Origin of the sequence: Mycobacterium sp. SMC-19, from assembly GCF_045310815.1 — a bacterium.
Taxonomy (GTDB): Bacteria; Actinomycetota; Actinomycetes; order Mycobacteriales; family Mycobacteriaceae; genus Mycobacterium.
Window position 1 is genome coordinate 146,095 of sequence record NZ_JBJIAM010000009.1, and the last position, 14,129, is coordinate 160,223.

Here is a 14,129-nt window from a genome sequence, read left to right on the forward strand (position 1 = left end):
GGTTCGACTTGACGCTCGGACGCTGGCACTATTAGAACACGTTCTAGTGGTTGGTGGGGGCGTTCGTGACCCGCCTCTCTCAAGCCCATCTCGACCCCGAGGAGCCCAGCGTGTCCGTGACCATCAACGACGAACAGCTCGCTGCCCGCGAGCTGGTCCGCGACTGGGCCGCCGCCGCGGGCACCGCCGAGGCGATTCGTGCCGCGGAGTTGGGTGAAACCGATTCCTGGCGAGCCGTTTTCGCGCGCCTGGCCGATTTGGGCCTGTTCGGAGTGGCGGTGCCCGAGGAGTCCGGCGGGGCCGGTGGGCGACTCGAAGACCTGTGCGCGATGGTCGATGAGGCCGCCAAGGCCCTGGTTCCCGGGCCGGTGGCGACCACCGCGCTGGCCACCTTGGTGGTCACCGATCCGGCGCTGGTCGAAGCCCTGGCCGCCGGCGAACGGGTGGCCGGCGTGGTCACCGACCCTGCCTCGGCGGCGGTGAGCTTCGACGCCGCGGCTGGTCAGGCCTCCGGCACCGCTGAGCGGGTGCTCGGTGCCACCGCCGACGGTCTGCTGCTGCTGCCGGCCGGTCAAGAAGGTCAGGCCTGGGTACTCGTGGACGCCCGAGCGGACGGCGTGGAGGTCGAACCGCTGGCCGCCACCGACTTCTCCCGGCCGCTGGCCAAGGTGACGCTGTCGGGCGCGCCGGCGGTGCTGGTCGATGCGGGCAACCGGGTGGAGAACCTGGTGGTCACGGTGTTGGCCGCCGAGGCCGCAGGGGTCGCCCGCTGGGCGTTGGACACCGCCGTCGAATACGCCAAGGTGCGTGAACAGTTCGGCAAGCCGATCGGTAGCTTCCAGGCCATCAAGCACCTGTGTGCGGAGATGCTGTGCCGGGCCGACCAGGCCGCGGTGGCGGCCAGCGACGTGGCGAGTGCCGCGTCGGACCCCGATGACCAGCAGTTCACGATCGCGGCCGCGGTCGCCGCCGCGATCTGCATCGATGCTGCCAAGGCCAACGCCAAGGACTGCATCCAGGTGCTCGGCGGCATCGGCATCACCTGGGAGCACGACGCGCACCTGTACCTGCGCCGGGCCTACGGCATCGGGCAGGCACTGGGCGGGCCCGAGCGCTGGCTGCGCCGTACCGCCGCGCTGACCCGCGACGGCCTGCGACGTCGACTGGAGGTCGACCTGGGTGAGGCCACCGAGGTCCGGCCCGAGATCGCCGCGGAGGCGGCCCGCATTGCGGCGTTGCCGACCGACCAGCGCCAGGTGGCGCTGGCCGAATCGGGGCTGCTGGCGCCGCACTGGCCGGTTCCCTACGGCCGCGCGGCCGGCCCCGCCGAACAGCTGGTGATCGACCAGGAACTGGCCGCGGCCGGCGTCGGGCGCCCTGACCTGGTGGTCGGCTGGTGGGCGGCGCCGACGATTCTCGAGCACGGCACGCCCGAGCAGATCGAGCGCTTCATCCCGGCCACCCTGACCGGCGAGGTGTTCTGGTGCCAGTTGTTCTCCGAGCCCGGCGCCGGATCGGACTTGGCGGCACTGCGCACCAAGGCCGTGAAGGTCGACGGCGGCTGGCGGCTGACCGGTCAGAAGGTCTGGACGTCGCGGGCCCATGACTCGCAGTGGGGCGTCTGCCTGGCTCGAACCGATGCCGAGGCCCCGAAACACAAGGGCATCACCTATTTCCTGGTCGACATGGCCGCCGAGGGCATCGACATCCGGCCGCTGCGGGAGATCACCGGCGAGGCCTTGTTCAACGAGGTCTTCCTCGACGACGTATTCGTCCCCGACGAGCACGTGGTCGGCGGCGTCAACGACGGCTGGCGGCTGGCCCGCACCACGCTGGCCAACGAGCGCGTCGCGATCGCCGGCGGAACCGCGCTGGGTAACCCGATGGAGGAGCTGCTGAAGACCCTGGCGGATCGGGAACCCGACACCGCCACCGCCGAGCGGCTGGCCCGGCTGATCATCGCCGCGCAGGCGGGTTCGCTGCTGGATCAACGCATCGCCCAGCTTGCTGTCGGCGGCCAAGACCCCGGCTCGGAGTCCTCGGTGCGCAAGCTGATCGGGGTGCGCTACCGCCAGGAGCTGGCCGAGTTCCGGATGGACGTGGCCGACGGGGCCGGCGCGGTGGCCGGGCGCGAGGTGCACGACTTCCTCAACACCAGGTGCCTGTCGATCGCCGGGGGCACCGAGCAGATCCTGTTGACGCTGGCCGCCGAGCGGCTGCTGGGGCTGCCGCGCGGGTAGACCCGCCGTCCGCATAGCTTCGGCCCGCCGCGGGTATCCCGGTCGGAAAGACGCAAGTCGATCCGACGAACGGGGAGCTCGGTGCTGGACCGAATCGAGATCGACCGGCTGTTGTCCGGTGCCCATCACGATCCACACGCGATCCTTGGCGCCCACGACAACGGTGAATGCACGGTGATCCGCGCCCTGCGCCCGGGGGCGGCAGCCGTGACGATCCTGGTGGGTGACGACCGGGTGCCCATGGAGTACCTGGGTGAGGGGTTGTTCGCCGCGACGCTGCCGTTCGCCGACCTGATCGACTATCGGTTGCAGATCGACTATCCCGGTACCGCGGAACCGCAGACTGTGGCCGACGGGTATCGCTTCCTGCCGACACTGGGCGAGATCGACCTGCATCTGTTCGGCGAGGGGCGACACGAACGGCTGTGGGAGGTCCTTGGCGCCCATCCACGCACGTTCACCACCCCGGACGGGTCGGTGACGGGTGTGTCGTTCGCGGTGTGGGCGCCCAACGCCAAGGGAATCGGGTTGATCAGTGACAGCACCGGCTGGGACGGCATCGGAGCGCCCATGCGGGTACTCGGCTCTTCCGGTGTGTGGGAGCTGTTCTGGCCGGGATTCCCGATCGGCGGCCTGTACAAGTTTCGGGTCCACGGCGTAGACGACGTCGTCACCGAGCGGGCCGATCCGATGGCGTTCGCCGCCGAAACTCCGCCGCACACCGCCTCGCGCGTCACCACCAGTCGCTACACCTGGGGTGACGGCGACTGGATGAGACGGCGGGCCACCGCAGATCCCGCATTCGAAGCGATGAGCATCTACGAGGTGCACCTCGGCTCCTGGCGGCCGGGGTTGAACTACCGCCAGCTTGCCACCGAATTGACGGACTACGTTGTGGAGCAAGGGTTCACCCATATCGAACTGCTGCCGGTCGCCGAGCACCCGTTCGGCGGGTCGTGGGGATATCAGGTGACGTCGTACTACGCGCCGACTGCTCGCTTCGGCACTCCGGACGACTTCCGTGCCTTGGTCGACGCGCTGCACCGCGCCGGCATCGGAGTAATCGTGGACTGGGTGCCGGCGCACTTCCCGAAGGATGCCTGGGCATTGGGCCGGTTCGACGGCACCGCGCTGTACGAACATGCTGACCCGCGCCGCGGCGAGCAACTCGACTGGGGCACCTATGTGTTCGACTTCGGCCGCCCCGAGGTGCGTAACTTTCTGGTGGCCAATGCACTGTATTGGCTGCTGGAATTCCACATCGACGGGCTGCGAGTGGACGCCGTGGCTTCGATGCTCTACCTGGACTATTCACGGCCGGAGGGCGGCTGGACGCCCAACGTCCACGGCGGGCGGGAGAACTTGGAGGCAGTCCAGTTCCTGCAGGAGATGAACGCAACCGCACACAAGTCGGTGCCCGGCATCGTCACCATCGCCGAAGAATCCACCTCGTGGCCCGGCGTATCGAGGCCGACCAGCCTTGGCGGGCTGGGCTTTTCGATGAAGTGGAACATGGGCTGGATGCACGACACGCTGTCCTATCTCGGTCACGACCCGGTGCATCGCTCCTATCACCACCACGAGATGACCTTCTCGATGCTCTACGCCTACAGCGAGAACTTCGTGCTGCCGATCAGCCATGACGAAGTGGTGCACGGCAAGGGCACACTGTGGAGCCGGATGCCTGGCGACGACCATGCCAGGGCGGCCGGGGTGCGCAGCCTGTTGGCCTACCAGTGGGCGCACCCCGGTAAGCAGCTGCTGTTCATGGGCCAGGAGTTCGGTCAGCGTGCCGAGTGGTCGCAGGAGCGCGGATTGGACTGGTTCCAGCTCGACCCGCAACGTGCAGACTCTGGATTCTCCACCGGAATACAGTGCTTGGCACGCGATCTCAACTCCGTTTACCGCAGTCGCCCCGCGCTGTGGAGCGAAGACTTCAACCCGAACGGCTATTCCTGGATCGACGCCAACGACTCCGCCAACAATGTGCTGAGCTTCTTGCGCTACGCGTCGGACGGGTCAGTGCTGGCGGCGGTGTTCAACTTCTCCGGTGTGGCGCACACCGACTACCACCTGGGTCTGCCCTTCGCGGGCCGGTGGCGCGAAATACTCAACACCGATGCCGTCGATTACAACGGCGGCGGCGCAGGCAATTTCGGTGGCGTGGACGCCGTCGACGAGCCCCGTCACGGCCGCCCCGCCTCTGCGGTGCTGGTGCTGCCGCCGCTGTCGGCGCTGTGGCTGGAGCCCCAGGAGGCTGTTGTCACGCCGGGCTGGTGAGTCGATTCAGCGCGCGCAGTGGAATGGGCAGCCAGGCGGGCCGGTGCCGGGCCTCGTAGCCGGCCTCATAGACCGCCTTGTCCACTTCGTAGGCGGCCAGCAGTGCGGCGCAGTCGCGCGGATCGGTGCCCGATTCCGCGCCATAGCCGTCACAGAAGGCGCTGCGACAACGGTCCAGCCACTCGCGCGCCCGGGTGGCCAGTTGCCGGTCTTGACCATCACGCGCCACGTCGGCCAGCTTCCCGTACGCGGCGTACTCGTAGGACCGCAGCACGCCGGCCACGTCTCGCAGCGGCGAGTCCGGCCTCCGACGCTCCGACAACGGCGCACCGGGTTCGCCTTCGAAGTCGATCAGCAGCCATCCGTTCGGGGTGCGAAGCACCTGGCCCAGATGCAAGTCGCCGTGGACTCGCTGGACCGTGATGGTCTCACCGGCCAGCGCCGCAAACCGTTGTTCGATAGCGGCCATGTGGGGGCGTACCTCGGGCACCGTCGCCGCCGTCGCCGCCAACCGTGACAGCAGTGCCTCGGCGGGGAAGACCGACTGCGACGTCCCCAAACTGTCGGCAAGTGCCCGATGGACCGATGCGACAGCCTCGCCGAGACGGTAGGACTCACCGGCAAAGTCGCCGCCCACTTCATAGGCATACAGATCGGCCTCGGCGAACAGGTCACGCACACTGGCGGTCGCCATCGCCCAACCCTCGGCTGAGTTCATCGCGTATTCGCTGACCATGCCCAACGCGTAGGGCAGCGCGCCAGAGTCGCTCGGCAACTCGATCTGGTAGGAGCCCAGCAGGCGCGGCACGTGTGGGTTGGCGGCCCGACCCAGCGCCGCGTTGAGCTCGATGTCCGGATTGATGCCAGCCCTGATCCGCCGGAAAACCTTGAGGACCACCTTTTCCTCGACGATGACGCTGGTGTTGCTCTGCTCGGCTTCCGATACGCGAGAATCGGCCCGAACCGGCAGCGGCACTCCCGGCTCCGGTGTGAACGTGACCTCGCCGCGTCGGGCCGAAGAATCGATCAGCGACAACAAGACTCGGGTTGCCGCAACGTCATACAGCGCGTCGTAGGCGGTATGCCCATCGTGGGTTCCGATCATCGCGATCTGGGCGTACTCCGGTGCCATGTCCACATCCCAGCTGACAAGCACCTGGTAGCGATCGGTGGTTCCGTCGGTGTAGTCGGCATCGATCAGCACCAGTTGCAGTCCACCGCCCAGCTGCACCACCTGGGCGGGATCTGCGCTCGCCAGTTGCCGATTGCGTCCCGCGTACCAGCGCCGGGTCGGTAGCCATTCGGCCCACGGCAGGTGCGCTGGTTCGCCGATGCCACCAGTCATGACATGTCCTCCTTCGGCTCGCATGGCTCGCTCAGCTGAAACCAGTAGAAGCCGTGGCCGGGCAGCGTGAGTAGGTAGGGGAGTTTTCCGATTCGCGGAAACTCCACGGACCCGGTGAGTTCCACCGGCGTGTGGCCGTCCCAGTGCTGCAGATTCAATTCGATCGGCTGCGGAAACCGGGACAGGTTGTTGACGCACAAGACGGTGTGCCCCTGGACGCGCCCATCGCCGCCGGAGATCTCCCGTACATAGGCCAGCACCGAGGGATTGGACCCGCCCAATTCCCGGAATCCGCCGAGGGCGAAAGCTTCGTATCGGCGTCGAATGGCGAGCATGGTGCGGGTCCAGTTGAGCAGCGACGTGGAGGTATCGCGTTGCGATTCGACGTTGACCGACTGATGGCCGTACACCGCGTCTTGAATGGGAGGCAGGTAAAGACGGCCGGGGTTCGCGGTGGAGAAGCCCGCATTGCGATCGGGTGTCCACTGCATCGGGGTGCGTACCGCGTCGCGGTCACCCAGCCAGATGATGTCGCCCATTCCTATCTCGTCACCGTAGTAGAGGATCGGGGATCCGGGTAACGACAGCAGCAGTGCGGTGAACAGTTCGATCTGGTTGCGGTCTTTGTCCAGCAGCGGGGCCAACCGGCGTCGGATCCCCACATTCGCCTTCATCCGCGGGTCTTTCGCGTATTCGGCGTACATGTAGTCGCGCTCGTCGTCGGTGACCATCTCCAAGGTCAGTTCGTCGTGGTTGCGCAGGAAGATTCCCCATTGCGCCAGGTGGGGGATCGGTGGCGTCTGCGCCATGATCTCGGAAATCGGGAAGCGCGACTCGCGACGCACCGCCATGAAAATACGTGGCATCAAAGGGAAGTGGAATGCCATGTGGCATTCATCGCCGCCGGTGTCGGGGTTGCCGAAGTATTCGACCACATCTGTGGGCCATTGATTGGCCTCGGCCAGCAGAACCCTGCCCGGGAACTCGTCGTCGACCACCTTGCGGCAGCGCTTCAGGAAATCATGTGTCTCGGGCAGGTTTTCGCAATTGGTTCCCTCCCTCTCGAACAGGTACGGCACCGCGTCCAAACGAAAACCGTCGATACCGAGGTTCAGCCAGAACCGCAGCACGTCGATCATGGCCTCCTGCACCGCGGGGTTGTCATAGTTCAGGTCGGGCTGGTGGGAGAAGAACCGGTGCCAATAGAACTGCTTGCGCACCGCGTCGAACGTCCAGTTGGATTCCTCGGCGTCGACGAAGATGATCCGGGCGTCGGCATACCGTTCGCTGGTGTCGCTCCACACGTAGTAGTCGCCATGTGGGCCGTCCGGGTCTTGCCGCGACTGTTGAAACCAGGGGTGGCTGTCGGAGGTGTGGTTCATCACCAGGTCGGTGATCACCCGAATACCGCGGCGGTGCGCAGCGTCGAGCAGTTCGACGAAATCGTCGACCGTGCCGAACTCCGGCAGAACCTTGTAGAAGTCCCGGATGTCGTAGCCACCGTCGCGCAACGGCGAGTCGTAGAACGGCGGCAGCCACAGGCAGTCGACGCCGAGCCACTGCAGGTAGTCCAGTCGCTCGGTCAGGCCCCGCAGGTCACCGATGCCATCCCCATTGGAGTCGTAGAACGCCCGGACCAGCACCTCGTAGAACACCGCTCGCTTGAACCAGACGGGATCCGCCGGCAGGGCCGCGGCATCGCCGAAGTCGTCCGCGCTCGGGTGCTCGACGATGCCGTCCTCGACATGGCTGCCCGCCACGGGGTCCGCTAGGTCCTGACCAAATTCGTCGTCAGCGTCGATGGCCATATCTCGACATGTACCCCATTCCGGACGTGATTACCTGGCGGAGGTTTGGTGACCGTGATCGTGCGAGAACAACGCGGCAGTGCGGGCGATCCTCGGATCGGTCTGCAACAGCTCAAGAGGCTCGGACAGCGGCAGGCGCCAGTTCGGATACTGGTCGACGGTGCCGGGCAGGTTGGGCTGACAGGGTTCGGCCAGCACGTCGTAAGGGGAGAGGAGTTTCAGCCGGCTCGGCGTGGCTGCCAAGAAACGGTGCATGGCGTCGATGATTCGCGGCTCATCCGGGGCCATGTCGTCATGCTCGAGGAACCCTTCGGAACGCAGCAGCGCCAGCCATTCGGCGCGTTCTTTCTCGGCGGCGTCCTGCGCGGCCGCCACGTCGTCGAGCAGACCCCGCTCCGCGCGTGCCCGCACATGCTCGGCGCGGAAGAATCCGGCCGCGGTGGGTAGGTCGTGGGTGGAGATGCTGGCAGCCACCCGCGCGGGCCACTTCCCCGGCGGAAGTAACGGCTGACCGGGGGCCGAATCGTCGCGGGTGAACCAGGAGACCGCGCATCCCAGCATTCCGTTGTCGGCCAGCGCACGGGTGACGGAGGGTTCGACGGTGCCCAGGTCCTCGCCGATGACGACGGCGTTGGCGCGATGCGCCTCCAGCGCCAGCACCGCGATCATGACGTCGGCGTCGTAGTGGACGTAGGTGCCGCGATCGGGGCTCTCGCCAGGCGGGATCCACCACAGCCGCCACAAGCCGGCGACGTGATCGATACGCACACCGTCCGCGTGGGCCAGGACGGCCCGCAACATGTCGCGCACCGCGCGGTAGCCGGTGGCCGCCAAGCGGTCCGGCCGCCAGGGCGGTAGACACCAGTCCTGTCCGCGAGGGCTGAACGTATCCGGGGGCGCGCCGACGCTGGCCTCAACGGCCAGTACGTCGGCCAGGGCCCACGCATCGGCGCCATCGCCGTCGACGCCGACGGCCAGGTCGTGCAGCACGCCCACGGCCATGCCCGAGTCCCTGGCGGCGCGCTGCACCGCCAGCAGCTGCTCGGTGCAGCGCTGCTGCACCCACGCATGAAACGCGACCCTCGGCGCGAGCTCCCGCCGCGCGGCCGCCACCGCGGCGCCGGTTACGTCCTGCAGCGGCGCAGGCCAACCGGACCACCGACCACCGTGGCGTTCGGCCAGTGCGCAGTAGGTGGCCCAGTCACGCAGCGCCCGGGGCTCCGACGACTCGTCAAGCCCGCTGGGACGCCCTTCAGCACGCCAGAGCAACTCCAGGGCCGAGCGTTTGGCTGCCCAGACCAGGTCGTAGTCGATTCGTGCGGTGTCCGCAGCGACCCGCAGCGCGTCGACCTCCGCCCGGGTGTCCGGATCGGCGCGCTGGTAGGCGGCCAGGTCAACGACGCACAGTGCCAACGGGTTGGCGAACCGCCGGCTCGACGGCGTATACGGTGACGGCTGCACCGGATGCGTCGGCCCCGGCGCGTGCAGCGGATTGAGCAGCACCGCGCCGGCGCCGTGCTCGGCGGCTGTCCAGGACACCCAATCCCGCAGGTCTGACAGGTCGCCGATTCCCCAGGAGCGCGCGGACCGCAACGCGTACAGCTGCAGCATCCATCCCCAGGCATCCGGCGCCTGCGGCACCCGCGTCGGAGCCGCCACCAGGGTGGCCTCTTGGCCGCTGCGCAGCTCAACTTGGTACCAGCCCGGCGACAGCTCGGCGGGCAGTTCATCGCGCACCACCGTGCGCTCGCCGTCCTCGCTCACCAGTGCGGCGGCCCCGGGAAACGGTAGGGCAGTGCCGGTCACCCGCACGGCGGCCGTCGGAGGCGAGCCGCCCGCACGCTCGCGTTCGTCCAGCCTGAGCAACTCATGACGACGGGCGGCTTGGTTGCCCGCCTCGACTTCCATCAGCCGAAGAACCCGGACAACGACGTCGGCATCCACCTGCACCAACTCGCGCCGTTCGTTGCGATAGGCGGTGGCTACGCCGTGTGCCGCGGCCAGCCGGCGTAGGTCATCGGGTGCCACGAACAACGCCTATACCCACCCGGGGTGCATTTCAACAGTCTGCATCGTGAACCGGACCGTAGTGTCGTAGCAGGCGATAGTTTGACCGGGCGGCGGGCGGGTAGCCCCCGTCGGCAAAGGCGGGTGGAATCGAAAGTGCTGACGAAATTGGGCGAGGACGGGCATTGCCCGAGGTCCGGCGGGGTGGTTGACCGGTTCCTGCTGTGCTTCAATGCGCACGAGGGGACGGGCGAGTTCGCCGTTCCCGGCAAGGATTACGCCCCAGAATGGACCGTCGAATTGGACACCGCAGAGCCGGCATCCCGCGCTGAGCAGGCCGTGCGACCCGGGGGCGCGCTGCCCGTTTCGCTGCTGGTCTTGAGGAAAGTGCGCTAACGCATGGCCCGCCCAGTGCTGTCCACCTACCGGTTACAGCTGCGGGGCGCAGAAAGCGGCTTCGCGTTCACCTTCGCCGACGTCGAGAAACTTCTCGGCTATTTCGATGCGCTGGGGATTTCGCACCTCTACCTCTCGCCGATCATGACCGCGGTGCGCGGATCGAGCCATGGTTACGACGTCGTCGATCCGACCACGGTCTCCGCCGAGCTGGGCGGCCCGGCGGGTTTGGCGCGGCTCTCGGCGGCCGCGCATGCCCGCGGGATCGGTCTGATCATCGACATCGTGCCCAATCATGTCGGCGTGCAAAGGCCCGAGCAGAACCCGTGGTGGTGGGACGTGCTCAAGCACGGCCGATCCTCGCGGTATGCCGCGTTCTTCGACATCGATTGGGACCTTGGTGACGGACGAATCATGCTGCCGGTACTGGGCTCTGACGACGACGTCGCCGACCTGGCCGTCGACGGCGAGTCGCTCCGTCTGGGTGATCTGGTGTTTCCGATCGCGCCCGGAACCGGCGCCGGCAGCGGAGCCCAAGTCCACGATCGCCAGCACTATCGGCTGGTCGGCTGGCGCAACGGCGGCTGTGGATACCGCCGCTTCTTCTCGATCACGTCGCTGGCCGGCCTGCGTCAAGAGGACCGGGTGGTCTTCGACGCCTGGCACGCCGAGCTGGCGCGCTGGTTCGACGCGGGCCTTGTCGATGGGGTGCGGGTCGACCACCCGGATGGGCTGGCGGATCCGCAGGGGTATCTGCAATGGCTGCGGGAGCTGGTCGGACCTGACGCCTGGATCGTCGTGGAAAAGATTCTGGCCGTTGACGAGTCACTCGACGTCAACCTTCCGGTGGCCGGCTCCACCGGTTACGACGTCCTGCGGGAGATCGGCGGGTTGTTCATCGACCCGAACGGTGAACCGGCGCTGACCGAGTTGTGTGAAACCGCCGGCGTTGACTACCGCGCGATGCCGATCCTGCTGGCCGAGCAGAAGGAGATCGCCGCTGCCGAGACGCTGGGCAGCGAGCTGGCGCGGCTGTGTCGTTGTGTGGTGAGTGCCGCCGGCGCCGACCATCCGCGGTTGGCCGACGCCATCGTGGCCGTGCTCGGTCAGGTGGGTGTCTATCGCGGCGACTATCCCGGGTTGGCGGCGATATTGCCGGTGGCGCTGGCACACGCGCATGCGCAGCGGCCCGAACTCGACGAACCGCTTGCAGTCCTCGCGGCTGCGATCGCCGACGGTGGGGAAGCAGCGGTGCGGCTGCAACAGCTGTGCGGAGCGGTGACCGCCAAGGCAACCGAAGACTGCCTGTTCTACCGGGATGCCCGGCTGGTGTCGCTCAACGAAGTCGGCGGCAACCCACAGTATTTCGGTGTGGGCTCGGCCGAGTTTCATCACCGGGCCGCCACCCGGGCTCGGCATTGGCCGCAGACCATGACGACGCTGTCCACCCACGACACCAAACGCGGCGAGGATGTACGGGCGCGCATCGGCGTGCTGTCGCAGGTGCCGTCGTTATGGGCGGAGTTCGTCGCTCGTTGGGAATCCAGGACGCCCGCACCCGATCTGGCTACCGGACTTTTCCTGTGGCAGAACATTTTCGGTGTGTGGCCAGCCGACGGCCGGGTGACCACCGCACTGCGCGAGCGGTTGCACGCCTATGCCGAAAAGGCGGTTCGCGAGGCGGACCGCCGGACATCGTGGCACGACCCCGACGCAGAGTTCGAGGGTGCGCTGCACCGATGGCTCGACGACATACTGGATGGCCCCATCGCTCAGGAGCTGACGCAGTTCGTTGCCGAACTCGCTCCGCACATCGACAGCGACATCCTCGGCCAGAAGCTCTTGGCCCTGACCGTCCCCGGCATCCCGGACGTCTATCAGGGCACCGAACTCTGCGATGACAGTTTGGTCGACCCGGACAACCGGCGACCGGTCGACTACGCCGCGCGCCGCGAAGCGCTGGAGTCTTTGCATCGGCACCGGAAGATGCGGGTGGTCGCCGCCGCGCTGCAGATGAGACGAGCACGTCCCGACACCTTCCTGCACGGCGGCTATCAGCCCCTGCCGGCGTCGGGCGCGGCCGGAGATCAGGTCGTGGCTTTTCGCCGGGGCGATGACGTAGTGGTGGCGGTCAGCCGGTGGACGGTGCGCCTGCAGGGCACCGGGTGGGGCGATACGGTGGTCGCGCTGCCTCCCGGCACGTGGTCTGACGTGCTCTCCGGCATCAGACACAGCGGGCCGGTGCGGGCCGTCGAGTTGTTCGCCGATCTACCGGTTGTGCTGCTGGAGCGTGTCGATGACTGAGTTCGCCGTCTGGGCACCGAATTCGGCAGTCGTCGGCCTCGATGTCGACGGGGTGCCGCACCCGATGGCCCGTTCGGATGATGGGTGGTGGCGAACGACGGTCGACGTGGCGCCGGATGCGCGCTACGGCTACCTGCTCGATGACGACCCGCAGGTACTCCCGGATCCGCGGTCGGCCCGCCAGCCCGACGGAGTGCACGCGCGCTCGGCCTTGTGGGATGCGTCCAGCCTGAAATGGACCGACGACGACTGGAAGGGAAGGCCGGTCGAAGGCGCGGTGATCTACGAACTGCACATCGGCACATTCACGCCCGTCGGCACATTCGACTCCGCGATCGCCAAGCTGGATCACCTGGTCGATCTGGGCGTCGACTTCGTGGAACTGATGCCGGTCAACGCCTTCTCCGGTGAGCACGGCTGGGGATACGACGGTGTGTTGTGGTACGCCGTGCATGAGCCCTATGGCGGCCCGGATGGGTTGGCGCGCTTTGTCGACGCCTGCCATGAACGCGGCCTCGGCGTGCTGATCGATGCCGTCTTCAATCACCTTGGGCCGTCCGGGAATTTCCTTCCCCGCTTCGGGCCGTACCTGTCGCAAGCCCGTAACCCATGGGGCAATTCCATCAACATCGACGGCGCCGACTCCGACGAAGTACGCCGCTACATCATCGACTGTGCGCTGCGCTGGATGCGCGTCTTCCACGTCGACGGCCTCCGACTGGACGCCGTGCACGCGCTGGTGGACACCACAGCGATCAATATTCTTGAGGAGCTGGCTGCCGAAACCGACGCGCTTGCCGCGCAGCTGGGGCGTCCGCTGTCACTCATCGCGGAAAGCGATCGCAACGACCCACGGACCGTCACCCGGCGCGAGGACGGCGGTTACGGGATCACCGCGCAATGGGATGACGACATCCACCACGCCATCCACACCGCGGTATCCGGCGAGCGGCAAGGCTATTACGCCGACTTCGGGAGCATGGCCACCCTGGCGACCACGTTGCGCAACGGCTTCTTCCATGCGGCCACCTACTCGTCGTTTCGCCGCCGGCGCCATGGCCGGCCGTTGCCGATCTCACAGATCCCGGCCACCCGCCTATTGGCCTACACGTGCACGCACGACCAGGTCGGCAACCGCGCGCTCGGTGACCGCCCATCGCAGAACCTGACCGCCGGGCAACTCGCGATAAAAGCTGCGCTGGTACTGCTGTCGCCCTATACCGCAATGCTTTTCATGGGGGAGGAATGGGGTGCGCTCACCCCGTTTCAATTCTTCAGTTCCCATGAGGACCCACAGGTGGCACGCGCCACCGCCGAAGGCCGCAAGGCCGAGTTCGCCGAGCACGGCTGGAACGCCGACGAGATCCCCGACCCGCAGGATCCCGATACCTTCCACCGGTCCAAGCTGGCGTGGGGCGAGCTCGAAGACCAACGCCACGTGCAGCTGCTCCGCCTCTACCAGGCGCTGATCGGGCTGCGCACCGAGATCGATCCGGTCGGCCCCTGGTTGAGCCAGCTCGTGATCGACTACGACGAGGACAGGCGATGGATCGCCATGCGCCGCGGTCCGCTGCTGCTCGTCTGCAATCTCGGCGAGGACACGGTGAGTGTGCCGGTCTGTGGCGAGCTGGTACTGGGCTGGGGGACACCAGAGTGTGAGAGCGACATCACACGGTTGCCGGGGCATTCGTTCGCGGTTCTGCGTCTGCCCCAGAAGTCCTTGGCCCCGAAGTGATTCACGCAACATTC

At 67.2% G+C, this 14,129-nt stretch carries 8 protein-coding genes; 5 read left to right on the forward strand and 3 right to left on the reverse strand.

Annotated features, from left to right (window positions below):
* Nucleotides 1-110: 110 nt before the first annotated feature.
* Both ACJH5R_RS18975 and glgB read left to right on the forward strand, forming a co-directional pair.
* Nucleotides 111-2,240 (forward strand): acyl-CoA dehydrogenase, encoded by a 2,130-nt coding sequence (locus ACJH5R_RS18975; protein WP_406759708.1) that lies wholly within the window; start codon nucleotides 111-113, stop codon nucleotides 2,238-2,240.
* 81 nt (nucleotides 2,241-2,321) lie between these two features.
* A complete protein-coding gene (glgB, locus tag ACJH5R_RS18980) occupies nucleotides 2,322-4,520 on the forward strand; it encodes a 1,4-alpha-glucan branching protein GlgB (protein WP_406759709.1) in 2,199 nt (732 codons plus the stop codon).
* Here glgB and ACJH5R_RS18985 read toward each other — a convergent pair.
* The 3 genes from ACJH5R_RS18985 to malQ are packed head-to-tail and all read right to left on the reverse strand — an operon-like array spanning nucleotide 4,504 to nucleotide 9,701.
* Complete coding sequence (locus tag ACJH5R_RS18985) at nucleotides 4,504-5,865, reverse strand: maltokinase N-terminal cap-like domain-containing protein (protein WP_406759710.1); 1,362 nt, start codon at nucleotides 5,863-5,865, stop codon at nucleotides 4,504-4,506. The two genes, glgB and ACJH5R_RS18985, sit on opposite strands and share 17 nt — an antisense overlap.
* Nucleotides 5,862-7,673, reverse strand: a complete 1,812-nt coding sequence (treS, locus tag ACJH5R_RS18990; protein ID WP_406759711.1) for a maltose alpha-D-glucosyltransferase — start codon at nucleotides 7,671-7,673, stop codon at nucleotides 5,862-5,864. Before treS ends, ACJH5R_RS18985 begins: the two co-directional genes overlap by 4 nt.
* Before the next feature lie 30 nt (nucleotides 7,674-7,703).
* The gene (gene malQ / locus ACJH5R_RS18995) at nucleotides 7,704-9,701 is read right to left on the reverse strand and encodes a 4-alpha-glucanotransferase (RefSeq protein ID WP_406759712.1); all 1,998 of its coding nucleotides are present in this window, start codon (nucleotides 9,699-9,701) and stop codon (nucleotides 7,704-7,706) included.
* 123 nt (nucleotides 9,702-9,824) lie between these two features.
* Here malQ and ACJH5R_RS19000 point away from each other — a divergent pair, with 123 nt between their 5' ends.
* The 3 genes from ACJH5R_RS19000 to treZ are packed head-to-tail and all read left to right on the forward strand — an operon-like array spanning nucleotide 9,825 to nucleotide 14,115.
* On the forward strand, nucleotides 9,825-10,076 hold the full coding sequence (locus ACJH5R_RS19000; RefSeq protein WP_406759713.1) for a hypothetical protein: 252 nt from the start codon (nucleotides 9,825-9,827) through the stop codon (nucleotides 10,074-10,076).
* A 3-nt stretch (nucleotides 10,077-10,079) separates the two neighbouring features.
* Nucleotides 10,080-12,380, forward strand: a complete 2,301-nt coding sequence (treY, locus tag ACJH5R_RS19005) for a malto-oligosyltrehalose synthase (RefSeq protein WP_406759714.1) — start codon at nucleotides 10,080-10,082, stop codon at nucleotides 12,378-12,380.
* On the forward strand, nucleotides 12,373-14,115 hold the full coding sequence (gene treZ, locus ACJH5R_RS19010; protein ID WP_406759715.1) for a malto-oligosyltrehalose trehalohydrolase: 1,743 nt from the start codon (nucleotides 12,373-12,375) through the stop codon (nucleotides 14,113-14,115). Before treY ends, treZ begins: the two co-directional genes overlap by 8 nt.
* The last annotated feature ends 14 nt before the right edge of the window (nucleotides 14,116-14,129 follow it).